The organism is Halosolutus amylolyticus (assembly GCF_023566055.1).
Classification (GTDB): domain Archaea; phylum Halobacteriota; class Halobacteria; order Halobacteriales; family Natrialbaceae; genus Halosolutus; species Halosolutus amylolyticus.
Map to the genome: position 1 here is coordinate 170,669 of NZ_JALIQP010000006.1, position 21,013 is coordinate 191,681.

The 21,013-nt window shown below is 67.2% G+C and carries 21 protein-coding genes; 11 read left to right on the forward strand and 10 right to left on the reverse strand.

Features of this window, described 5'->3' with window-relative positions:
• Positions 1-14: 14 nt before the first annotated feature.
• The 5 genes from MUN73_RS20105 to MUN73_RS20125 all read right to left on the reverse strand — a co-directional run bounded on the left by MUN73_RS20105 (position 15) and on the right by MUN73_RS20125 (position 4,707).
• Positions 15-248, reverse strand: coding sequence for an HVO_2901 family zinc finger protein (locus MUN73_RS20105; protein WP_250142303.1), 234 nt, complete (start codon positions 246-248; stop codon positions 15-17).
• A gap of 334 nt (positions 249-582) precedes the next feature.
• Positions 583-1,995: a class II fumarate hydratase gene (locus MUN73_RS20110; protein ID WP_250142304.1), complete on the reverse strand. Its 1,413-nt coding sequence runs from the start codon at positions 1,993-1,995 to the stop codon at positions 583-585.
• Between the two features lie 117 nt (positions 1,996-2,112).
• On the reverse strand, positions 2,113-3,888 hold the full coding sequence (locus tag MUN73_RS20115; protein WP_250142305.1) for a PH domain-containing protein: 1,776 nt from the start codon (positions 3,886-3,888) through the stop codon (positions 2,113-2,115).
• Between the two features lie 4 nt (positions 3,889-3,892).
• Complete coding sequence (locus MUN73_RS20120) at positions 3,893-4,354, reverse strand: PH domain-containing protein (protein WP_250142306.1); 462 nt, start codon at positions 4,352-4,354, stop codon at positions 3,893-3,895.
• Positions 4,355-4,449: 95 nt separating this feature from the next.
• Positions 4,450-4,707, reverse strand: a complete 258-nt coding sequence (locus MUN73_RS20125; RefSeq protein WP_250142307.1) for a BolA family protein — start codon at positions 4,705-4,707, stop codon at positions 4,450-4,452.
• 161 nt (positions 4,708-4,868) lie between these two features.
• Here MUN73_RS20125 and MUN73_RS20130 point away from each other — a divergent pair, with 161 nt between their 5' ends.
• From MUN73_RS20130 to MUN73_RS20140, 3 genes are all read left to right on the forward strand, one after another.
• Positions 4,869-5,387, forward strand: a complete 519-nt coding sequence (locus MUN73_RS20130; protein WP_250142308.1) for a DUF7523 family protein — start codon at positions 4,869-4,871, stop codon at positions 5,385-5,387.
• 106 nt (positions 5,388-5,493) lie between these two features.
• The gene (gene cysS / locus MUN73_RS20135; RefSeq protein ID WP_250142309.1) at positions 5,494-7,032 is read left to right on the forward strand and encodes a cysteine--tRNA ligase; all 1,539 of its coding nucleotides are present in this window, start codon (positions 5,494-5,496) and stop codon (positions 7,030-7,032) included.
• A gap of 115 nt (positions 7,033-7,147) precedes the next feature.
• Positions 7,148-7,840 carry a DUF6517 family protein gene (locus MUN73_RS20140; RefSeq protein ID WP_250142310.1) on the forward strand — a complete coding sequence of 231 codons (693 nt, stop codon included), beginning with the start codon at positions 7,148-7,150 and terminating at the stop codon, positions 7,838-7,840.
• Between the two features lie 53 nt (positions 7,841-7,893).
• Here the strand turns inward: MUN73_RS20140 and MUN73_RS20145 are convergent, their stop codons facing one another.
• From MUN73_RS20145 to MUN73_RS20160, 4 genes are all read right to left on the reverse strand, one after another.
• Complete coding sequence (locus MUN73_RS20145) at positions 7,894-9,000, reverse strand: presenilin family intramembrane aspartyl protease PSH (protein WP_250142311.1); 1,107 nt, start codon at positions 8,998-9,000, stop codon at positions 7,894-7,896.
• A gap of 67 nt (positions 9,001-9,067) precedes the next feature.
• Positions 9,068-9,304 (reverse strand): H/ACA ribonucleoprotein complex subunit GAR1, encoded by a 237-nt coding sequence (locus tag MUN73_RS20150; protein WP_250142312.1) that lies wholly within the window; start codon positions 9,302-9,304, stop codon positions 9,068-9,070.
• Between the two features lie 2 nt (positions 9,305-9,306).
• On the reverse strand, positions 9,307-9,588 hold the full coding sequence (srp19, locus tag MUN73_RS20155; protein WP_250142313.1) for a signal recognition particle subunit SRP19: 282 nt from the start codon (positions 9,586-9,588) through the stop codon (positions 9,307-9,309).
• 60 nt (positions 9,589-9,648) lie between these two features.
• A complete protein-coding gene (locus MUN73_RS20160) occupies positions 9,649-10,746 on the reverse strand; it encodes a PGF-CTERM-anchored ABC transporter substrate-binding protein (RefSeq protein ID WP_250142314.1) in 1,098 nt (365 codons plus the stop codon).
• Positions 10,747-10,806: 60 nt separating this feature from the next.
• Here MUN73_RS20160 and btuC point away from each other — a divergent pair, with 60 nt between their 5' ends.
• The 7 genes from btuC to gatE all read left to right on the forward strand — a co-directional run bounded on the left by btuC (position 10,807) and on the right by gatE (position 18,994).
• Positions 10,807-11,904, forward strand: coding sequence for a vitamin B12 ABC transporter permease BtuC (gene btuC / locus MUN73_RS20165; RefSeq protein WP_250142315.1), 1,098 nt, complete (start codon positions 10,807-10,809; stop codon positions 11,902-11,904).
• Positions 11,901-13,265, forward strand: coding sequence for a heme ABC transporter ATP-binding protein (locus MUN73_RS20170; RefSeq protein WP_250142316.1), 1,365 nt, complete (start codon positions 11,901-11,903; stop codon positions 13,263-13,265). Before btuC ends, MUN73_RS20170 begins: the two co-directional genes overlap by 4 nt.
• Positions 13,266-13,547: 282 nt before the next feature.
• Complete coding sequence (locus MUN73_RS20175) at positions 13,548-14,558, forward strand: NAD(P)/FAD-dependent oxidoreductase (protein WP_250142317.1); 1,011 nt, start codon at positions 13,548-13,550, stop codon at positions 14,556-14,558.
• Between the two features lie 8 nt (positions 14,559-14,566).
• A complete protein-coding gene (locus MUN73_RS20180) occupies positions 14,567-15,499 on the forward strand; it encodes a DUF7551 domain-containing protein (RefSeq protein WP_250142318.1) in 933 nt (310 codons plus the stop codon).
• A 49-nt stretch (positions 15,500-15,548) separates the two neighbouring features.
• On the forward strand, positions 15,549-15,848 hold the full coding sequence (locus MUN73_RS20185) for an amphi-Trp domain-containing protein (RefSeq protein WP_250142319.1): 300 nt from the start codon (positions 15,549-15,551) through the stop codon (positions 15,846-15,848).
• Positions 15,849-16,321: 473 nt separating this feature from the next.
• A complete protein-coding gene (locus MUN73_RS20190) occupies positions 16,322-16,912 on the forward strand; it encodes a cupredoxin domain-containing protein (RefSeq protein ID WP_250142320.1) in 591 nt (196 codons plus the stop codon).
• A gap of 207 nt (positions 16,913-17,119) precedes the next feature.
• A complete protein-coding gene (gene gatE / locus MUN73_RS20195) occupies positions 17,120-18,994 on the forward strand; it encodes a Glu-tRNA(Gln) amidotransferase subunit GatE (RefSeq protein WP_250142321.1) in 1,875 nt (624 codons plus the stop codon).
• 212 nt (positions 18,995-19,206) lie between these two features.
• On the opposite strand, the gene MUN73_RS20200 is transcribed toward gatE, so the two are convergent.
• On the reverse strand, positions 19,207-19,689 hold the full coding sequence (locus MUN73_RS20200; RefSeq protein ID WP_250142322.1) for an Lrp/AsnC family transcriptional regulator: 483 nt from the start codon (positions 19,687-19,689) through the stop codon (positions 19,207-19,209).
• 191 nt (positions 19,690-19,880) lie between these two features.
• Here MUN73_RS20200 and MUN73_RS20205 point away from each other — a divergent pair, with 191 nt between their 5' ends.
• On the forward strand, positions 19,881-21,008 hold the full coding sequence (locus tag MUN73_RS20205) for a DMT family transporter (protein ID WP_250142323.1): 1,128 nt from the start codon (positions 19,881-19,883) through the stop codon (positions 21,006-21,008).
• The last annotated feature ends 5 nt before the right edge of the window (positions 21,009-21,013 follow it).

Here is a 21,013-nt window from a genome sequence, read left to right on the forward strand (position 1 = left end):
GCCGAGAGACGTCGTCAGTGTGTCGCCGTCCGGACGTCTTCGACGTGAAAGAGGTCGTCCTGCAGTCCGTCGCCGTCGCAGTCCTCGTTCGGACAGGTATAGTGCCACCCGTCTTTCGTGGCATCCCCTTCTCGGAATCGATCACCACATACCTGACAGAATAGTTGTCCTTTCGTACAGGTATCCCGGTGTAACTCGAGGGCGAGCTCCGTCTGGAACGACTGGTTACAGTTGCGACAAGTGTGCATGTTTCGTCTGACGATACCCTCCGTAAAAACTGCTTGGGTTCTTTTATTACGCCGTATTCGGTCGTGATTCGGCGTTACTGTGCCGATTTAGGGTCCACACGTCGGGAAGAAAAACCGACAGAATTTCCGTATTACTCGGATCCGTGTGTAGCGTTTCCTGTCACGACGCCGTGGCAGCACTCGCCGTCGAACAGGGGACGAGAAATACTATATGGGCTCTGGTATATCTGACGAACGGACCCCGACACGTCGGTCGATCGCTACCGGTCGTGGGGTGGGTGGTCGGCCGATCGGTCGCGGTTCGAGGGGAGTCCGATCGCGGACGGCGTCGTCGTCAGTCGTCCTGACCGAGGATACCCCGTTCGGTCATCTTCCGGGGGTCGAGCACCTCGTCGGCCTCCTCCTCGGAGAGGTAGCCCTTCTCGAGGACGACCTCGCGGACGGTCTTTCCCTCCTTGAGCGCGGTCTTTGCGACCTCGCTGGCCCTGTCGTAGCCGATGTGGACGTTCAGCGAGGTAGCCATCGCCATCGACTGCTCGACGCGGTCACGGCAGTACTCCTCGTTGGCCTCGAGTTCCGCGACGAAGCGATCGGCGAAGACCTGGCTGGCGTTCGAGATGAGTTCGGCCGACTGGAGGAAGTTGTGCGCGAGGACGGGCTTGTAGAGGTTGAGATCGATCTGGCCCTCGGCGGCACCCGCGGAGACGGCGGCGTCGTTGCCGACGACCTGTTTGTGGACCTGGTTGACGGCCTCGGCTACGACGGGGTTGATCTTGCCGGGCATGATCGAGGACCCGGGCTGGTTCTCCGGCTGTTCGATCTCGCCGAGACCGTTGCGCGGGCCGGAGGCGAGCAGCCGAAGGTCGTTGGCGATCTTGTTCAGCGACCCCGCGACCACGCGGAGCGCGCCGTGGGCCTCGCTCATCGCGTCGTGGGCGGCCTGGGCCTCGAAGTGATCGTCGGCCTCGCGGAACTGGACGCCCGTCTCCTTCGTGATGTACTCGGCGGCGCGGCCGGGGAACTCCTCGTGGGTGTTCAGTCCCGTTCCGGTCGCGGTTCCGCCGAGGGCGAGTTCCGCGAGGTGTTCGCGGACCTTGTCGACGCGGGAGAGTCCCTTCTCGACCTGCGTGCGGTAGCCGCCGAACTCCTGGCCGAGGGTGACCGGCGTCGCGTCCTGCAGGTGGGTGCGGCCGGTCTTGACGACGTCGTCGAACTCCTCCTCTTTCGTCTCGAGCGCTTCGCGAAGGGTGTCGAGCGCGGGAATGACGTCCTTCTCGATCGCCTCGAGGGAGGCCACGTGCATCGCCGTCGGGATGACGTCGTTGCTCGACTGGCCGTAGTTGACGTGGTCGTTCGGGTGGACGACCCGATCGCCGATCTCAGCGCCCATGATCTCGGCGGCGCGGTTGGCGATGACCTCGTTGGCGTTCATGTTCGACGACGTGCCGGACCCGGTCTGGAAGACGTCGACCGGGAACTGCTCGTCGTGATCGCCGGCGATGACCTCGTCGGCGGCCTCGACGATCGCGTCCGCGACGTCGTCCTCGACGAGGCCGAGGTCGCGGTTGGCCTGCGCGGCGGCCTTCTTGACCACGCCGAGCGCGCGGACGAACCGCCGCCCGAAGGTGATTCCCGAGATGGGGAAGTTCCCGATCGCACGCTGGGTCTGTGCACCCCAGTAGGCGTCGGCCGGGACCTGCATTTCGCCGAGGCTGTCCTCCTCGATACGGAACTCGTCGTCTCCCATACGCGGAGCCTCGCGGGCGGTCAGGTAAAAACCACCGAAAGGGCGCGCGAACGAGCGACGGCGGCCGCCATACGACGGGTCCGCGACCGGGGACCGTCGGGGACGTCGTCGGCGTGCTCAGGTGAAATCGACCTCCAGTCCGACGTCGTCCGCGCGGGCGCGATCGCGCAGGGCCGACTGGAGTCGGTCCCGACTGGTTCCGTGGACGTCCCGCGCGTCCGCGAGATGGACGTCGTAGATCGTCGGCGTCGACCAGAAGAAGTCCCGCGAACTGGCGGTGTCGACGACCAGCGACGCCAGCCCCAGCCGGCGCTGGAAGATCGATCGCCGGGTGTTGACGGTCTGGATGCGGTAGTAGGGGATCACGGTCGTCCGGCGACGCCAGAAGCCCCGGCGGATCACGAGGTGGTCCTCGCCGACGGCGTAGCCGAGGTGGACGTACCGGAGGTGGGCCGCGGGCGGGACCGCGACGAAGACGATCGCGGCGAGATACCAGCGATCGAGCGGGGTCACCTGTGCGATCCCGAACGCGATGGCGACGACGACGAGCGCGACCAGCGAGAACCGGACGAGGTAGCGTCGCCGGGCGAGCGTCGGCGGACTGTGGAAGGTCGGCGTCTCGACGCCGGTGAGGTTCTCGGTGAACCGGTGGACGCGGCCCTGCTTCGCGAGCGGGACGGCCGACTGGCTCCCGCTGTCGCTGTCGGGGCCGTAGCCGGCGGTCTCGACCCAGAGCCCGGCGTAGCCGATGAGTCGCTGGACGGGGTTGTCCGTGATCGTGACCGACTGGACCTTCTCGACGGGGATCGAGCCGCTGTAGCGCTGGAGCAACCCGCGCTCGTAGACGAAGTCCTCGCCGGCGCGGCCGAGCCGGAAGTCGTAGTAGGTCGTGAACGTGTAGGCGACGCTCACGAGATAGGTGACGAGGACCCCGTTGATCGCCGAGATGACCGTGAAGATCCCGTAGCTCTGGGCGTCGCCGGTCGCGAGATCTTGCGGGCCGCCGAACGGCTGTGCGACGGTCACGAGCAGGTCGAGGATCGTATCCGTCGCGAGGAAGAACGCGAACGTCACGGCGGCGATGGCAGCGGGCCGGAACGAGGTAAACGAGTACAGCAGGAGTTCGCGTGATTCGAGGTCGAACAGCCGCTTTCGGCGGGGCTCGAGGCGATCGATCGGTTCGGCCCGTTCGCCGCCGGATTCGATCCCCTCCTCGATGGCCCGCTCCGTCCCGTCGTAGCCCCGGCGGTCCGACTCGCCCGCAGTCGATCCGGGGTCGATCGGCCCTGTACGATCGGAGTCGACCTCGGGGACGATGTCGTCGGCGGCGGTGGATTCGGTTGCCGTCTCGGCCTCGCCGACTGCGTCGGACTCCGTCGGCCGATCGGACTCCGCCGTCGGGAGTTCGGTGTCGGCCCGCTCGCCGGACTCGCGGCGTCGTCGCTCTTTCACTGCGGCGGTCCGTCGCCTGATCTCGCGCTGGAGGCGCTCCGCCTCGGCCTCGCTGACGAAGTTCAGAGTCGCCTCGCTGTTGCCGCCGCCCGCGGTCTCGATCGAGACGATCGCGAGCCCGAGCAGTCGCTGGACGACGCCCTGGCGGACGTCGACGTTCTGGATCCGCCGGTAGGGGATCTCTCGGGAGCGGCGGGCGATCACACCGGAGGCGACGTCGACGGTCGTCTCCGTGACCGCGTACTCGAACCGGTAGTAGTACGCGATCCCGTAGCCGACGCCGGCCAGGAGACCGAGCGGCGCGGCGAACGGTGCCCAGGCGGCGCTGACGAGGTCGGTGACGCTCGACAGTCCGATGACCAGCGCGATCGGGATCCAGAGCCAGACGAACGCGTACTGGAGGGCGTAGAAAACCGCGCTGAGTGGGTGCAGGCGATTCATCGATTCAGACGGCGTCTTCGACCTCGCTCTCGACGGCGAGTTCGCGGAGGGTGTCCTGCAGATCCCGCGCCCGGTCCGGGCGCAAGCCCGGGATCGTCACGTCCGCGTTTCGCGACCCTGCGGTGTAGACGACCACGCTCGAGAGTCCGAGCGCCCGCTCGATCGGCCCGAACTGTGTGTCGACGTGCTGGACCCGGACGAACGGCACGGCGGTCTCGACGAACGTGACGACTCCCCGTTCGAGGTAGAGGGCGTCCGACTGGAGTTCGAACCGCCAGACCTGGTGGCGCCGGATCGCGTAGCCGATGCCGAGTACGATCGCGATCGCGACGATCGCCCCGAGGGCGACCGTCGGGACGGCCGTGAGCCACCGGTCGACGGCCGCGAGGACGGCGCCGACGGCGATTGCGACGATCGCCGCCTGTGCGATCCAGAGCAACCTGATGCGGGGGTGGAGCGACTCCATACGCGTATCCTATCAACATCGAAGGATAAAGGTGCGGTTCCGACTCGAGGCGGCGGCGCGAGCGCGGCGTGGGGTCCCGGCACCGACGCGGGTGCTCACTCCGCCGCCGTCTCCTCGTACTCCTCGGGGGTGTACGTCGAGAGTTCGAGGGCATGAATGTCGGTCGTCATGTGGTCGTCCAGGGCGTCGTAGACCTGCTGGTGTTGCTGGACGAGCGGTACCCCTTCGAAGGTCGGCGAGACGACCGTCGCCGCGAGGTGATCGTCGTCGTGCTCGTCGCGCGCGTACGTGACGGTCGCGTCCGCGTCTTCGAGGTTCGATTCGATGACGTCCTCGACGTCGGCTGGCTTCATACCGTGCCCTCCGTCCGCTCGCGGCAAAAACACGGCGGTCCCGGTGAGGGTCACACGAGATGCCGATCGACGGAGTCACGAGGGCGATCGGTCCGCCGTCACCCGATCGCCGCGTGCCGCCGATCGTCGTCTTTTTATCGGCTCCCGTCGCTGTCGGTCGTATGTCACTGGCAGCCGAGACGCGCCGCGCAGTCGATCGCCGCCCCTTCCTCGCGGCTGCCCTGCGGGCCGGCGTCGTCAACTACACCGCCGCGGCCCGCTATCTGGACGTCGACGGGGACCCGGAGGCGATCGCGACCGCCCTGCGACGGTACGCCGAGGAGTTGCCGACCTACGAGACGACCGGGCGCGACGTCAGGGTCCGGATGCGAAGCGGGATCGGCGTGATCGGCGGCGAGAGCGACGTCGAGGACGACGATACCGCGGGCGATCGGGGACTGCTGACGGTCGGGGGCGTCACCGTCGGCGCGTGCGACGGCGGGAAAACCGCGATCGTCGCGACCGGCGGCGTCGATGCCGCCGCCCTCGCTCACGCGTTGCAGACGCTTTCGATCGACGACGTCGACCCCGACGCGGCCGCAGTCGGCGAGGGAACGATGGTGATCGTCGTCGATCGCCGCGAGGGTGCGACCGCCCTCCGGACGATCGAGGCGGCGCTCGATCGGGTTCCGGACCGGTAGCCGGGTTTCGATCGGCCGGAACGGTGGGTCACGGACGCGATCGGCGAGGGGTTCGCGATCGAATGCCATCACACTGTTTAACTTTCGTCCGCGGGAAGTGATGGTAATGACCCTGCACGTGACGAACACGTTGACGGGCGAAAAAGAGCCGTTCGAGCCACAGGATCCCGAGAACGTCTTGCTCTACTACTGTGGCCTGACGGTCTCGGACCCGCCCCACCTGGGCCACGCGCGATCGTGGGTCCACGTCGACGTCATGCACCGGTGGCTGGAGTATCTCGGCTACGAGGTACGTCACGTCGAGAACTTCACCGACGTCAACGAGAAGATCGTCGCCCGCGTGGGCGAGGACGACCTCGGGGAGGACGAGGCCGACGTCGCGGAGACCTACATCGAGCGGACGATCGACGACATGCGATCGCTGAACCTCCTGCGAGCGGAGGTCTACCCGCGGGTCTCCGAGCACGTCCCCGAGATCGTCGACCTCGTCGAGACGCTGATCGAGAAGGGCTACGCCTACGAGGCCAACGGGTCGGTCTATTTCGACGTGACGAAATTCGACGACTACGGCGCGCTCTCGAACCAGGAACTCGACGAGATCGAGTCCCAGGGCGACCCGGACGAGCGATCGGAAAAGCGCAACCCCGCGGACTTCGCGCTCTGGAAGGCCAACGGCGTCGAGCCCGACGCGATCGCGGAACACCGCCACGAGGGTGCGGCACCCGCCGAAGCGGCCTGCGAGACGGCCCTGACGTGGGACTCGCCTTGGGGCGAGGGGCGTCCCGGATGGCACATCGAGTGCTCGGCGATGAGCATGACCCACCTCGGCGAGACGCTGGATCTCCACGTCGGCGGGCGGGATCTGGTCTTTCCCCACCACGAGAACGAGATCGCCCAGTCCGAGGCCGCCACGGACCGACAGTTCGCGAACTACTGGCTCCACTGCGAACTGTTCCAGATGGACGACGAGAAGATGTCCTCGAGCCTGGGCAACTTCGTCACCGTCGACGACGCGGTCGATCGCTGGGGGACGAACGTCCTCCGGACCTTCCTGACCGCTGGCTCGTACAACAGCAAGCAGCTCTACGGCGACGAACCGATCGCCGAGGCCGAAGAGCGCTGGGAACGGCTGGAGCGCGCCCACGAGGCCGCCGTCGAGACGATCGACTCGCCGGACGCGTTTTCGAAGCTCGAAGACGATCGGCTCCGGACCGAGACCGACGACGCGCGGGCGGCGTTCGCCGAGGCGATGAACGACGACTTCAACACCCGCGAGGCCCAGTCGGCGCTGTTGTCGATCGCGACGGCGATCAACCGACACCTGGAGTACGCGAGCCAGAACGGCGACGCCGCGAGCGAGCGCGGCGAAGCGGACGGGTACGACTACCGCGGCCTGCGCCGCGCCGTCGAGGCCCTCGAGGAACTCGGCGGGGTGCTCGGCCTCTCGTTCACCGGCGAGACGACCGGGTCGGCGACCCTCGCCGGGGACGTGGTCGAACTCGTGCTCGACGTCCGCGAGCAGGAACGGGCCGACGGCAACTACGATCGGGCCGACGAATTGCGCGACGAACTCGAGGCGATCGGGATCGAGGTCCAGGACACCGACGACGGGCCGACGTACCGGCTCCCGTCCGACGCCGAGTGAGCCGTCCCGAGATCGCGATCGGTCCGCTGGAGCTGTCGTCCCGCTTCTGCCGCGTGACTCGTAACGGGTCCGTTCCACGAAACTTATAGTGACGAAGGAGGTCCCCTCGAACAGGATGAATCGACGACCACTCGTCGCCGCGCTCGCGTCCGGAATCGTCGGCACCTCGGCTGGCTGTCTCGGCTTCCTCGACGACGCCACCACGTTTTCGGCGTCGCCGGCGATCGTCGAGACCGATGCGGCCGCCGAGGCCGGCTACGAGTACCAGGGAACCGTCGAGCGGGTCGAAACGAGAGACGTCCCCCGGACCGACGAGACCGTCGAGGTGACGAACTACGTCAGCGAGTACACTCGAACGATCGAGACCCCGCTGTCCGTCCTCGACGTCGACGGCGCGGAGGCCGGCGTCTTCGCCGTCATCACGACCCCGCAGGTGCGCGTTGCCGGGAAGGACTTCAACCCCGTCGGTGACATGTCGAACGCCGAGATCGTCGAACTCGTCCAGGGCCAGTATGAGGCGCTCTCGATCGACGGGTCTGTCGGCGACCGATCGGTCGACGGACTGGACCAGTCGATCGCCGTCGAGACGTTCGAGGGGGAAGCGAGGTTTCTGGGACAGGGGAGGATCGACGTCTTCCTCGACGTCGCCCAACCGGAGCACGGCGACGACCACCTCGTGATCGTCGGCGTCTACCCCGACGACCACAACCTGCCGGTCGCGGACGAGGAAGCGCGGATCGACACGATGATCCGCGGCCTGGAACACGGCGACGACGTCGACGCCGACGTCGAACCGGCAGACGGGTAGTCGGGACGGTCGATCGACAGAATCGATCCGGTTCGAACGCTCTTTTCGTCCCGCTAGAACCCGAGCGCGGTAACGATCGAGACGCCGCTCGCGAGGGCACCGAGTAGGTAGCCGCCGATCGCGCCACCGTTGAGGAGCGGCAGGCCGGCGTGGGGTCGGCCCTTGAGCACCATGTACATGAGCACGAGCAGGCCGGCGATCGTCCCGACGATCGCACCCAGCGCCGCGTAGTTCAGCGCGATCACGGGGACGGCGATCGTCCCGGCGTCGAGGAAGTACGCGGCACTGACGACGATGATGGTCGGGATGACGGCGTCGCCGAGCCCGATGAAGAGGGCGTCGCGCTCCAGTTCGTCCGCTGGGGCGTCGTCCTCTCCGGCGACTCGATCGTCGTCTTGGGTCCTGGTGTCGCGATCGCCGCCTTCGGTCCCGGACCCGGCGTCTTCGGCCGCCGAGTCGTCGCCGGGAGCGGCCGCGCCGTTCGCACCGGCGGCGGACCCGGCCGTCTCGATCGACTCGTCACCGCCGTCTTCGAGCACGTCGTCGGTGCTCCCGGCCGCGAGATACGAGTACGAGAGCGTCGTCGGGACGACGAGGACGACCGGAATCTTCAGGTCCATCACCCCCTCGGCCAGATCGAGCATGTGTTCGGTCCCGTAGACGCTGATCGCGTCGTAGACCGCCAGCACCGAGAGAAGCAGGATCGCGGGCAGGAGGCCGAAACTGATCCCGAAGAGGGCGGCCGCGCCGGCCCCCATCAGGACCCCGGCCGTGTCGATGACGTACCACTCCGGGTAGAACAGCAGGCCCGCACCCACGCCGATCGCCGCGAGGCCGGCGAGGACGTTGGTCTCGCCGACGGTCACGACCGGCGGGACCAACTCGACGAAGACGTACCAGGCGAGCATCACGCTGACGCCGACGATCAGGAGCCTGATGAGCCACTGGAGGTCGAACTTGAACGCCGCGAGCATGAACCCGGTCGCGACGAGAATGATCGCGAAGTAGACGATACTGTTCGTCGGATTGTCGGGGTCCTCGACGGCCTGCCGGTCGGACTCGTGGAAGGGCTCGGTCAGCGCCAGCGCGCCCAACTGGACGCCGAGAAACAGCAGGACCGTCAGCCCGACGGCGAGGAGGATCCGCGTCCGATCGTTCATGCACCGGGGTTCGAAGGCCGATCGTATGGGTGTTTTCGTTGGCGGCGAAGACGCCCGACGGAACGACCTAGCGCGCGTACAGCGTCGACCCGACCAGCGACGGCAGGTGGACGTCCTCGTCGGGCGTCACCGCCAGGTAGGGCCGATCGACGGGGCCGAAGACGTCGACGACGCGACCGACGTCGTCGAGCGACTCGTCGAGGACCATCGTCCCGATCACGTCGTGACCGTCGTCGTCACCGTCGTCCGCCCGCAGGATCGCGAGGCCCTGTGCGGTGCGGACGACCTGTCCGATCCGGCGCATCGCTACTCCCGCATCGCGACGACGTACGCCGCGACGGCCTGGACGAGATCGTTCTTCGTCGAGTCGTCCGCGCCGCGGACAACGACGCGGCCGCGATCGGCCCAGTGTTCTCGCGAGTAGGCCTTGTCCCGCTCGATCGTGGCGTCGTACCCGATCTGCTGGACGGCTTTCGCGATCTCGTCGACCGTCGGCTCATCGACTGCCAGATCCTGGGACACGCGGCGTCCCTCGGCCCGCGAGAGGTTCGCATCGAGATAGGCGGGCCAGATGACGTTCTCGACCATACGTTCGTCTCGGCAGGCCGACGAGTAAACACTTTTCAAAACGAGACGGCTTCTCGAGGGTTATCGACGGCGCAGCACGAACGCGCCACCGAGGAGTGCGGCGACGGCGACAGGTGCGCCGAACCCGGGGATCGACTCGGACGTGTCGTCGCCATCGGTCTCACTGCTACCAGTCTCAGCGTCTCCGTCGTTCTCACTGTCTTCGCCGGATTCCTCGAGGTCGTCGCTCGCCGCTTCGTAGGCGTCGGGGTGGATCGCTTCGACGATATCCACGATGGCGTAGACGACCTGCGGTGCGGGCTGGCTGATCTGGTTGGCGTCGACGGCGACGACGTTGTCGTTCTGGTAGGCCGTCGTCGCTTCCGCCGCCTCGGGGATCGGCGGTTCGTCCCTGTCGTCGGGGTAGATGATCCACTCTGGATCCTCGTCGACGATCGTCTCGCTACTGAGTTGCTGGTAGAACGTGATTCCGGCCCGTTCGGCGAGGTCCTCGACGCCGGCCGTCGTCAGCGCTTCGTGGATGAAGGATTCGGTGCCGGCCGTTGTCCCGTCCTCGCCCATCGCGTAGTACGCGAGCGGTCGATCGGCGTCCTCGACGGCGGTTTCGACGACCTCGAGTTGCTCGTCCATCCAGTCGGCGGTCTCGGTCGCGCCCGCACACTCGTCGGTGAGTTCGCCGGTCCGGACGACGTTGTCGCGCACGTCGTCGATCGTGTTCGCCGCCTCGAAGTGGTAGACCGTCAGCCCGGCGTCCCGGAGCGTCTCGATGTCTTCCTCGTCCGTGATGTTCGCCGCGAGTACGACGTCCGGATCGAGGTCGATCACCCGTTCGGTGTTGACCTGCCAGCCGTTGCCGACGTCGGCCCGATCGCCGCGGTCGAGGCCGCTCGTCGCGGGACTGTACGGCAAGCCATCGAGCCGATCTTCCGCTCCGATTTCGTACATCGTCTGTGCGTCGCTCGCCTGCAGGGCGACGACGGATTCGGGCGGTTCTTCGAGCGTGATCCGTTCGCCCGTCGCGTCGGTCAGTTCGATCGGGTACTCACACTCCGCCTGAGCAGCGGCGGCCGCGCCGCCCGCGTCGCTCCCCGCAACGGCGGGAGCGAGAAGCGAGAGGGTGAGTACTGCGGTAATGAGGATAACGAGTTTCTGTCGCATCGTCCGACACCTGGACGGTCTCCAATAAATATTTACCTAACCCAACCGAGGTTGTAGATTGTGTTTCGCTCGATCCGGACCGCGTCGTGGTCGGCGGGCCTCACCGCGTTGCTCGTCGCCGTCGTCGTCGGGAGCGCCGCCCTCGGACCGGTCAGGATCGACCCGCTGACGGTCGCGATGGCCATTCTGAACGCCGTCGTCGTCCCCTCGAGCGTGACGGCCGGGTCCGCGACGATCCCCGGACTCGGCGTCGCCGTTCCGGTACCGGACGTCCAGTACGTCCCCCTCTTCTCCTTCGACGTTCCGAAGACCCACCAGATCATCGTCGCCGACGTGCGCCTGCCGCGGATCGCGCTCGCGGCGACGGTCGGGTTCGCGCTGGCCGCCGCCGGGACGGTGATGCAGGGATTCTTCCGGAACCCGCTCGCCGACCCGTCGATCATCGGCGTCTCGTCGGGTGCCGCCGCCGGTGCCGTCGCCGCGATCGCGTTCCCTCTCCTCGTCCCCTTCGGGAGCCTCCACCTCTCCGCGTTCGTCGGCGCGCTCGTGACCGCGTTTCTCGTCTACGCGATCGCCACCGAGGGCGGCCGGACGCCCGTCGCGACCCTGTTGCTCGCCGGCGTCGCCATCCAGGCGTTTCTCGGCGCGCTCATCTCCTACATGCTCGTCCACAGCGGCGAGAGCCTCAGACAGGCCGTGATCTGGATGATGGGCCACCTCAACAACAGTTCCTGGAGCGACGTCGGCTTCGCACTGCCGGTGGCGATCGTCGGCGTCCTCGTCCTCGGTGCCTATACCCGGGAACTGAACGTCCTCCTGCTCGGCGAAGAGGACGCCTACCACCTCGGCGTCGACGTCGAGCAGACGAAGTTCCTCCTGCTCGCGATCGCGAGTATCGTGACGGCGGCGGGCGTCGCCGTCGCGGGCGTCATCGGCTTCGTCGGCCTCGTCGTCCCGCACATGATGCGGCTGATCGTCGGCCCGGATCACCGGGTCCTGTTGCCGACCAGCGCGCTCGCCGGGGCCTCCTTCCTCGTCGCGACCGATACGATCGCCCGCGCCGGGCCCGCGGAGGTGCCCGTCGGGATCGTCACGGCGGCGCTCGGGGCCCCGTTCTTCCTGTTCCTGCTGACCCGCCGGGAGGTGCATTCACTGTGACGGACGGACCGGGCCCCGACGACACCATCGGCGACGCGAGTAGCACCGTCGAGGTCTCGAACGTCGCGATTTCGTTCGGCGACCTCCCCATTCTCGAAGACGTCTCGCTCTCGGCGACACCGGGGGAACTCGTCGGACTGGTCGGCCCGAACGGGGCCGGGAAGACGACGCTACTCCGGACGATCAGCGGGGCGATCGCACCCGATCGCGGATCCGTCGCGATCGGCGGCGACAACGTCCACGACCTCTCCTCGCGGGAATCGAGTCGCCGGGTCGCGGTCGTCCCGCAGGAGACGACGCTGTCGTTTTCCTTTTCCGTCCGGGACGTCGTCGAGATGGGGCGCCACCCCTACAGATCGAGGTTCGCGCCGCCCGACGCGGACGATCGAGCCGTCGTCGACGACGCGCTCGAACGGACGCGAACGGCCCAGTTCGCCGATCGCGGAATCGAGGAAGTCAGCGGTGGCGAGCGGCAACGGGTGATCCTCGCGCGGGCGATCGCCCAGGAGACGCCGGTCCTGTTGCTCGACGAACCGACGGCGAGTCTCGACGTCAATCACGCGATCGAGACCCTCGAACTCGTCCGCGAACTGGTCGAGGAGGGACGGACCGTGATCGCGGCGATCCACGACCTGAACCTGGCCGCGCGGTACTGCGATCGGCTCGTGATGCTCGCGGACGGCTCGGTCCACCGGTCCGGGTCGCCGCCCGAGGTGCTCTCGGCTGAGGCGTTGCGGACGGCCTTCGACGCGAACGCGGCGGTGACGTCGAACCCGGTGACCGGAACGTCCTCGGTGACGGCGCTCCCCGACGAGGATCCCGGACCGCTCCCGGACGGCGTGCACGTGCTCGGCTCCGGGGCGACCGCATCGGCGGTTCTCGCGCGCCTCGACGCCGCGGACGTGGAAGCGAGCCTCGGTCCCGTTTCGAGCGGATCGACGGCCGCCGAGACGGCCGCCCAGCTCGGGCTCGAGGCTATCGACGTCGAACCGTTCGCCCCCCTGTCGCGGGCGGATCGGGACGCGCTCGATCGGGCGCTTTCCGATCGGGACGTGCTCGTCCTCGTCGACCTCGAAATCGGCGCGGGGAACCAGGTGCTCCTCGATCGCGTGCTCGAGTGTGAGTCGCTCGTGCTCGTCGAAACCCGTCCGTTCGCCGAGCGGAACTTCGCGGGATCGGGTGCTCGAGACCGGTACGAGGAGGTGCGCGGCCGGGCCGTCGAGGCGTCGCCCGATCGAGTTCTCGAGGCGCTGGCCTCGGCTGCTGGCCCGGGCGGTGAGACGGTCTCGGAGCGACCGACGGACGTCGACGATCGCGCGGAGTCGACGGAATCCGCCTCGGTGGAATCGTCCGACGACTGACGGAGTCGTCGTTCTCGGGGCTGTCCGTCGAAGCCACCGGCTGCATCCGACTCAAACTGATCCCGATACCGGCAGCTAAATCGCCATGGTTTAGGCCTGCCTAAATTCCGAAAGCGCTATAAATATTTAGGCAGGCCTAAATCGTATGGCACTCGCTTGCGCGACGCGGCGCGGGTCGACGCGAAGAGACGCGATCAGGTACCCCTCCCAGAGGGAATTCGGCGAGAATATGCTGTTCGATCGCCGGCGAGTCGCGGACATCGTCACCGGAGGCGCGTGAGTATGGTCGCCGAACCGACAGCGAACGTCGACGTCGCGATCGTCGGCGGTGGACCCGCGGGCTGTTCGGCCGGCGTCTTCACCGCCCGAGCGGGGCTCGAAACGATCGTCTTCGATCGCGGCCCCTCATCGATCCGGCGGTGTGCCTACCTCGAGAACTACCCCGGCTTTCCCGGGGGAATCGACATCGAGACGTTTTCCGTGCTGTTGCACGCCCACGTGGAGGCGGCCGGCGGTGCGATCGTCCCCGACCTCGTCGAGTCGATCGACCCCGCCGACGAGGGGTTCGTCGTCGACCCACAGGAGGGCGATCCGGTCACCGCGCGACGGGTGATCGCCGCCACGCGCTACGACGGCTCGTACATGCGCGGCCTCGACGACGAGGAGGAGCTGTTCGCGACGACGATCCGCGGCGGCGAGACCGAGGAGTACTTCGACCCGAGCTACGCGTCCCACGACGGGACGAGGCCCGTCGACGGGCTCTACGTCGCCTCACCGTCCGAAGCGGACGTCCAGGCGATCACGGCGGCCGGCCGCGGGGCACGCGTCGCAAAGCGGGTCGTGGCCGATGCCAGGCTGGAGGGCGACTGGTGGGCCGACGTCGCGACCGGCGTCGACTGGATGCGTCGTCAGTCCGATCGTGGCGACGGACGAACCGATCGAGACGACCTGATCGAGTGGTTCGACGACTATTACGGCGCCGACGCGCCCGTGAGACGCGACTCCGAGCGGTACCAGCGCGTGCGTGACGCCGTCGTCGAGGAGCGACTGGCGTCGACCATCTCCGACGACGAGATCGAGTCGAGAACCGAGACCGGCCGATCGGTACTCGCGGCGAAACTGGGCCCCGAAACCGTAGACACTGGCGATGCCGCAGCGATCGCCGTCGACGCGATCGGTGCCCGCCCGCTTCTCGAGGCGATCGACGACGAGGACGTCCGCGAGTACTGCGAGGAGATCGGGACGGGGGAACGGCACGCGGACGAACGGAACGTACGCTCGAGGAACCAGTAGTAACCGCCATGATCGGAACGATGCTCACCGACATCCGCGACCACATCGAGTCGCTCGCCAGCGAAGCCGGTCGCTACTACCTCGTCTGCGGACGGACGGGTGACCGACCGGTCCCCGCGGACGGGTTGTACTTCGAGGCCCGTGCCGTCGCCCGGGCCGCCGCGCAGGCGACCGAACAGTACCGCGCGGTGCTTCGCCGGTACGATCCGTCGGTTCCCACGTACGACGTGATCGTCTTCGAGGAGGTGGTCGACGCCCGATCGGTCGAAATACAGGAGGAGGGCGGGTCCGGTGTGACCGGCGAGCGGCAGGGAGGACCGTTTTGCTCCGAAGGGGCCGAGACGCGAGGCGCGATCGACTTCTGTCATACCGTCGCCGGCGTCGTCTTCGAGGCTATCGCCGACTCCTCGCACGTCGGCCTCGAGAACGCCGTCATGGACACGTACCTCGACGTCGCCGAAACGATCGACCATCCCGACGAACTCTGCCTGCGACTGCTCGACAGCATCGCGGCGGAACTCGACGCACGTCTCGACCCCGCAGAACAGGCGTCGCTCCTTGCCACGGCGGCTGACGCCCTGCCGATCGACCCGGACGACCGTGACGACCCTGCCCCGCTCGTGACGACGCTCGCAGTACTCCAGTCCGTCGGCTTGCTTGAGTCCGCTCGCGTGACCCAGTCGCCGGCCGATTTCGGCCCCGGTCAGCGCTCCTGGTCGGTTCGACTCGACGGGTACGCGCTTGGAGAGCCCGCCGATCGGCTGGTGACGCTCCCGATCGTCGTCGGCCTCTTCGCCCGGTTGTCGACGCGATCGCTCGCGATCACCGAGGCCGAACGGGTCGATCGGGAGTCGCCCGCCACGTGGCGACTGCGGATCACTGCAACGGAGTCCGACAGTCCCCGGGGTCTCGTCTGCGTGCGAGCGCCCGATCGGACGTGATCGGCCCGACCGGAATCGAGGTACCTATCGGCGTCGTACTAGCGGTACGATGACTGATCCAGAGCAGCCGTCGGCGGACGACGAGCGAACGACGATCCGGGCCGGCCGCAAGTTCGAACAGGAGTTCCGACTCGACGCGGACGAGGCCGGCACGTTCCTGATCGAACTGGGCCAACGACTGCGAGACGGCGACGAACTAACGATCGGCACCGACGAGTGGGAACTCCCGTTTGCTTTCGGGACCCCGGTCGAACTGGAGATCGACTTCGACGGCGTCGGGGAACCGGAACTGGAGATCGAGCTCCAGCTTCCGGGACGAACCGACGAGGACGCGCCCGAGGTCCGGTAGTCGATCGGACGGCGGCGTAGTCCAGGCGTGGGTCGTGAGAACTGCGGGTCGTCAGTGAACACGGCAGATGGTCGCGAGACGCGCCCGCGTTCGGAGACCGCCGGTCAGCGGGCCCGCAGCGGTCCCCGACCCGTGCAAGTCGTCGTGAGCCGTCCGTGGCGACGATCGGAGACCGCGCATCCGACCCCGGAATCGGCGATCGATCGACCCCAAACATCAATTATCTGTAGTTACCGGTGCGGGCGACCGTGTCCGATACCGACCACATAAATCACCTATTGCTATATAGAATTCGAGACCCGATCGAGGTTCGTCGCGCCGATCGACGAGGGTGTAATCACCGGTTGGAGAGGTTGTGGCGATCGATCGACCGTCGTCCGAGCGATCCGCAGTTTCGTTTCACCGGCAAACCCCACTCTGCCCCGAGAAACGGGGACGGGTCTTTTTCTTCGTCCTAGACGTCCCGCGGGTCGATGAGCGAGACACACTGGTCACGACGAACGGCGCTCAGGTTCATCGGTGCAACGACCGCAGCCGCGGGACTGACGTCCGCGGTGGCGGCCCAGGAGGACGAGGATACCGGAGACGACGCGAACGGGGAGGGAACCGATCGATTACCGATCATCCTGGCCGGACGAATCGAGTACTGGTACGGCGTCGCGCCCGAGGCGATCGAGGGCGAAGAGAACCCGACGCTGGATCTCGAGGAGGGCGAAGAGTACGAACTCGTCTGGATCAACGTCGACGGCGTCGAGCACGAACTTGTCGTCGAGTCCGGGGACGGCGAGGAACTCGAGGCGTCCGAGGCGTCGGAGACGGCGGGCGAGGCCGTTTCGATGACGTTCGAGGCGAGCGAGGACGCCGCCGAGTACTACTGCCAGTTCCATCCGGAGTCGATGCGCGGCGACGTCGAACTGGGTGACGGCTTCGACCTCTCGGCGAACGGGAGCGACGAGGAGGGCGAATCCGAGGCCAACGAAAGCGACGACGAAAACGACTCCGGGACGGACGGGGACGATTCCGGAGGCGACGACGATTCGGGCGGAAGCGACTCCGGATACTGACAGCCTCGTTCGCGGGGTTGGTCGCCTCGCCGGGTTGATCGCCGATAGCATCGTGAAGCGGGTGACGCGTCGCGGGAGGCCGATCGCTCCGTCTGAGGGTCGGAAGCGTCGAGCGAGATAGCTGGCGTTGTTACGGGGAACCGATGGGTTCCGGTCGCCGACCCGGACTGGACGGTTTTTTACCCCTCGGACTCCGAGTCCCGGGCAATGACCGACACCGAGTACGATTACGAGGCACTCGGACTCGTCGCCGGGCTGGAGATCCACCAGCAACTGGATACGGCGACGAAGCTGTTCTGTAACTGTCCGACCGAACTCCGCGAACCCGAGGAGTCGGTGCGAACCTTCTCGCGGTACCTCCATCCCACCCGGAGCGAACTGGGCGAACTCGACGCCGCCGCCGTCGAGGAGAGCCGGGTCGATCGGGAGTTCGAGTACCTCGCGTACGACACCACCTGTCTCGTCGAGGAGGACGACGAACCGCCACACCGACTGGACGACGAGGCTCTCGAGACGGCCCTCGAGATCGCCCAGTTGATGGACATGGCCCCGGTCGACCAGGCCCACGTCATGCGCAAGATCGTCGTCGACGGCTCGAACACGTCCGGCTTCCAGCGATCGACGCTGATCGCCACCGACGGCGCGATCGAGACGAGCGACGGAGCGGTCGGGATCGAGGATCTGATGCTCGAGGAGGAGAGCGCACAGCGTGTCGCGGAGACGGACGAGGGCGTTCGCTACAGCCTCGATCGACTCGGCATCCCGCTGGTCGAGATCGGAACGCGCCCGGACATCTCGACGCCCGAGCAGGCCCTCGAAGCGGCCGAACGGATCGGCATGCTGCTGCGCTCGACCGGGAAAGTCAAGCGCGGCCTCGGCACGATCCGCCAGGACGTCAACGTCTCGATCGCGGAGGGCGCACGGGTCGAGATCAAGGGCGTCCAGAGCCTCGACGACATCGACGACATCGTGCGCAACGAGGTCGGTCGACAGGCCGAACTCGTCGACGTCGCTGACGAACTGGCCGATCGCGAGGCCTCGGTTGGCGACCCACAGGACGTGTCGGCCGTCTTCGAAGACACCGAGAGCGGCGTGATCAGCGGCGCGCTGAACTCGGGTGGCTCGGTGATGGCCGTCCCCCTCTACGCGTTCGACGGCCTGGTGGGCCGGGAGATCGCGCCCGATCGTCGCCTGGGCACCGAGTTCTCCGATCACGCGAAGCGCCACGGCGCGGGCGGGATCTTCCACACGGACGAACTGCCCGCCTACGGCGTCACGGAAGCGGAGGTCGAAGCGCTTCGGAAGGCCGTCGGTGCCGGCCCCGAGGACGCCGTCGCCATCGTCGCCGACGACACCAACACGGCCGAGACGGCGATCGAGGCCGTCGCCGATCGGGCCGGGACGGCGATCGAGGGCGTCCCCGAGGAGACCCGCGGCGCGAACGACGACGGGACGACCCGCTACCTGCGCCCGCTGCCCGGTGCGGCGCGGATGTACCCCGAGACGGACGTGCCGCCGGTCGAACCCGACCCGAGCGACGTCCCGGAACCCGAGCTGCTGACCGAGAAGGTCGATCGCTACCAGGTGGTGTACGATCTCGACGCGGGGCTGGCCGAACAGGTCGCCTACGGCGAGCACATGCCGCTGTTCGAGGACGTCGTGGCCGACGGTATCGATCCGACGCTGGCCGCGACGACGCTCGAGTCGACGCTGACCGAACTGCGACGGGACGACGTTCCCGTCGAGACCCTCACCGAGGACCACCTCGCGGCGGTCCTCGGCATGGTCGAGGAGGGAGACCTCCCGAACGAGGGCGTGACGGACCTGCTCGCGGCGCTGGCCGAGGAGCCGGATCGGACCGCCGAGGAAGCGGCCGAGGAGGCCGGACTCGGCGGCGCCGACGAGGAACAGGTCCGCGACGCCGTCGTCGAGGTCGTCGAACGAAACGAGGCGCAGGTCGAAGAAGAGGGTATGCAGGCGTTCTCGGGGCTCATGGGCGAGTGCATGGGCGCGCTTCGCGGGAAGGCCGACGGCGACCTCGTGAGCCAGTTGCTGCGCGAGGAGATCCAGAAGCGAGCCTGACGGCGAGACGGTCGTCCCGCCGTCAGCACCCCGTCAACACGCCTTGCCGCACTCCACCTGTCAACCCGCCCTGCCGCACTCCACACGTCAACACGCCCCGCCGCACTCCACACGTCAACACGCCCCGCCGCACTCCACACGTCAACACGCCCCGCCGCACTCCACACGTCAACACGCCCCGCCGCACTCCACACGTCAACACGCCCCGCCGCTCACTCGTCGACCAGTTCCTCGAGCAACGTCTCGAGGCTGTAACTCTGGAGCGCGTCCCGTTCTTCGACCGCGGAGATGACAAACGTCGAGTCCGTCCGATCGACCCCTTCGAGTTCCTCGAACTCGGCGATGAGTCGTTCGACCATGTCGCTCCCGCTCAACCGGGCGATCACGATGAAGTCCGTCTCGCCCATCGTGAAGTAGACGTTCGTCACCCCCTCGACGGACCGGAGCCGATCGGCGAAGCGCTCGTACGATCCCTGGTAGTCCGCGTGTACCTCGACGATGACGGTCACGCCGAGGCCGAGTTCCTCAAGGTCGACGTCGTACCGATCGTTCTCGATCACGCCTCCCTCGCGGAGGTTGTTCAGTCGGTAGTGAATCGTCGAGATCGGGATACCGGTCGCCTCGTGGAGGCGTTCGGGACTCCCCGTCTCGAGTTCGGCGATCGCTTTCAGGAGGCGCACGTCGCGGTCGTCCATGGTCCGGGTTCGAATCGGACCGATGGCGCTATGTGTGCTTCGGAAGTCGATCCCACAGTTGTAGATATCTACAACGAATGCGACGCTTGTGGCGGATCGTTTGAATACAGTTCATATGTATGGTTCTGCATCCGACGCTCGTCGATCTATTGTAGAAGGATCTAAATACAGCCGTAGATTCCGAACCGGTCATGAGATCAGATGGGTCTATTGGCGGAAGATACCAGAATGCAGTGCTCTTTTCGATTCTGGCGCTGTGCTGGGGAACGTCGTTCGTCGCGATCGAGATCGGGCTGGAGTACGTGCCGCCGCTGTTGTTCGCTGGCTTTCGGTACGCGATCGCCGGCGTGCTCGTCTTCGGGTACGCGGCCGTCGTGGCCGATCGGGCGTGGCCGAGCGGACGGACCGAGTGGCTCGCCGTCGTCGTCGCCGGGACGTTCGTCATCGCACTCTATCACGGGCTGTTGTACGTCGGCGAACTGTACGTCGCAGGAGCGGTCGCCGCAACGATTGTCAGTACGGCCCCGATCCTCACGGCGGCGTTCGCCGGCGTCGCGCTTCCCGCCGAACGGCTCACGCCCGTCGGGATCGTCGGGTTCGTGCTCGGACTGCTCGGCGTCGCCGCCGTCGCGCAACCCTGGTCGGTGCCGCTGGGAAGCGGTGCCGTCGTCGGCGCGACCCTCGTGTTCGCCGCCGCAGCCGCGTTCGCACTGGGGACGGTGCTCGTCCGCCCGATCGAGTCCGGGTTGCCGATCGAGACGCTCCAGGCGTGGGCGATGCTCGTCGGCGGCGGGCTGTTGCTGGTCTGGGCACCGCTTCGCGGCGAACGGCTCGCCGGGATCGAGGTGACGACGACGGCACTGCTTTCCTTCGGCTATCTCACGCTCGTCTCCAGCGTGTTCGCGTTCTTCCTCTACTTCGAGTTGCTCGATCGAACCGGCGCGACGCAGGTCTCGCTCGTCGGGTACGCCGAACCCGTCGTCGCGATGGGCGTCAGCTGGGTCGTCCTCGATTTCGTCGCGGACGCGCTGACGATGGTCGGACTGGGAACGATCCTCGCCGGGTTCGTGATCGTCAAGCGGAACGCGCTCCGGCGACTGGTTCGATCGCGGTTCGAGACAGATACCACACCGGGTCGGACGCCGAACGCGCCCCGTCGGCAGGAGGCGAGAACCGACGGCGGGACCGGGCGAGACGACGCCGAACCGAAGGCCGAGACGGAGCCGGACCTGCGGGACAACGCGAGCGCGGAACCGCAGCCTCCCGAGACGGATCCGGACCTGCGGGCCGACGCGAGCGCAGAGTCGTCGACCGAGTGACCACG

Excerpts from the sequence above, each read along its gene's own strand:
- MUN73_RS20130 (WP_250142308.1), top strand. The coding sequence starts at position 4,869 with ATGTCACTGGCAGCCGAGACGCGCCGCGCAGTCGATCGCCGCCCCTTC.
- srp19 (WP_250142313.1), bottom strand. The coding sequence starts at position 9,588 with ATGGTCGAGAACGTCATCTGGCCCGCCTATCTCGATGCGAACCTCTCG.
- MUN73_RS20200 (WP_250142322.1), bottom strand. The coding sequence starts at position 19,689 with ATGGACGACCGCGACGTGCGCCTCCTGAAAGCGATCGCCGAACTCGAG.
- MUN73_RS20125 (WP_250142307.1), bottom strand. The coding sequence starts at position 4,707 with ATGAAGCCAGCCGACGTCGAGGACGTCATCGAATCGAACCTCGAAGAC.
- MUN73_RS20110 (WP_250142304.1), bottom strand. The coding sequence starts at position 1,995 with ATGGGAGACGACGAGTTCCGTATCGAGGAGGACAGCCTCGGCGAAATG.
- MUN73_RS20205 (WP_250142323.1), top strand. The coding sequence starts at position 19,881 with ATGAGATCAGATGGGTCTATTGGCGGAAGATACCAGAATGCAGTGCTC.
- MUN73_RS20190 (WP_250142320.1), top strand. The coding sequence starts at position 16,322 with ATGAGCGAGACACACTGGTCACGACGAACGGCGCTCAGGTTCATCGGT.
- MUN73_RS20120 (WP_250142306.1), bottom strand. The coding sequence starts at position 4,354 with ATGGAGTCGCTCCACCCCCGCATCAGGTTGCTCTGGATCGCACAGGCG.
- MUN73_RS20105 (WP_250142303.1), bottom strand. The coding sequence starts at position 248 with ATGCACACTTGTCGCAACTGTAACCAGTCGTTCCAGACGGAGCTCGCC.
- MUN73_RS20185 (WP_250142319.1), top strand. The coding sequence starts at position 15,549 with ATGACTGATCCAGAGCAGCCGTCGGCGGACGACGAGCGAACGACGATC.
- MUN73_RS20115 (WP_250142305.1), bottom strand. The coding sequence starts at position 3,888 with ATGAATCGCCTGCACCCACTCAGCGCGGTTTTCTACGCCCTCCAGTAC.
- MUN73_RS20160 (WP_250142314.1), bottom strand. The coding sequence starts at position 10,746 with ATGCGACAGAAACTCGTTATCCTCATTACCGCAGTACTCACCCTCTCG.
- MUN73_RS20145 (WP_250142311.1), bottom strand. The coding sequence starts at position 9,000 with ATGAACGATCGGACGCGGATCCTCCTCGCCGTCGGGCTGACGGTCCTG.
- MUN73_RS20140 (WP_250142310.1), top strand. The coding sequence starts at position 7,148 with ATGAATCGACGACCACTCGTCGCCGCGCTCGCGTCCGGAATCGTCGGC.
- gatE (WP_250142321.1), top strand. The coding sequence starts at position 17,120 with ATGACCGACACCGAGTACGATTACGAGGCACTCGGACTCGTCGCCGGG.
- cysS (WP_250142309.1), top strand. The coding sequence starts at position 5,494 with ATGACCCTGCACGTGACGAACACGTTGACGGGCGAAAAAGAGCCGTTC.
- MUN73_RS20150 (WP_250142312.1), bottom strand. The coding sequence starts at position 9,304 with ATGCGCCGGATCGGACAGGTCGTCCGCACCGCACAGGGCCTCGCGATC.
- MUN73_RS20175 (WP_250142317.1), top strand. The coding sequence starts at position 13,548 with ATGGTCGCCGAACCGACAGCGAACGTCGACGTCGCGATCGTCGGCGGT.
- MUN73_RS20180 (WP_250142318.1), top strand. The coding sequence starts at position 14,567 with ATGATCGGAACGATGCTCACCGACATCCGCGACCACATCGAGTCGCTC.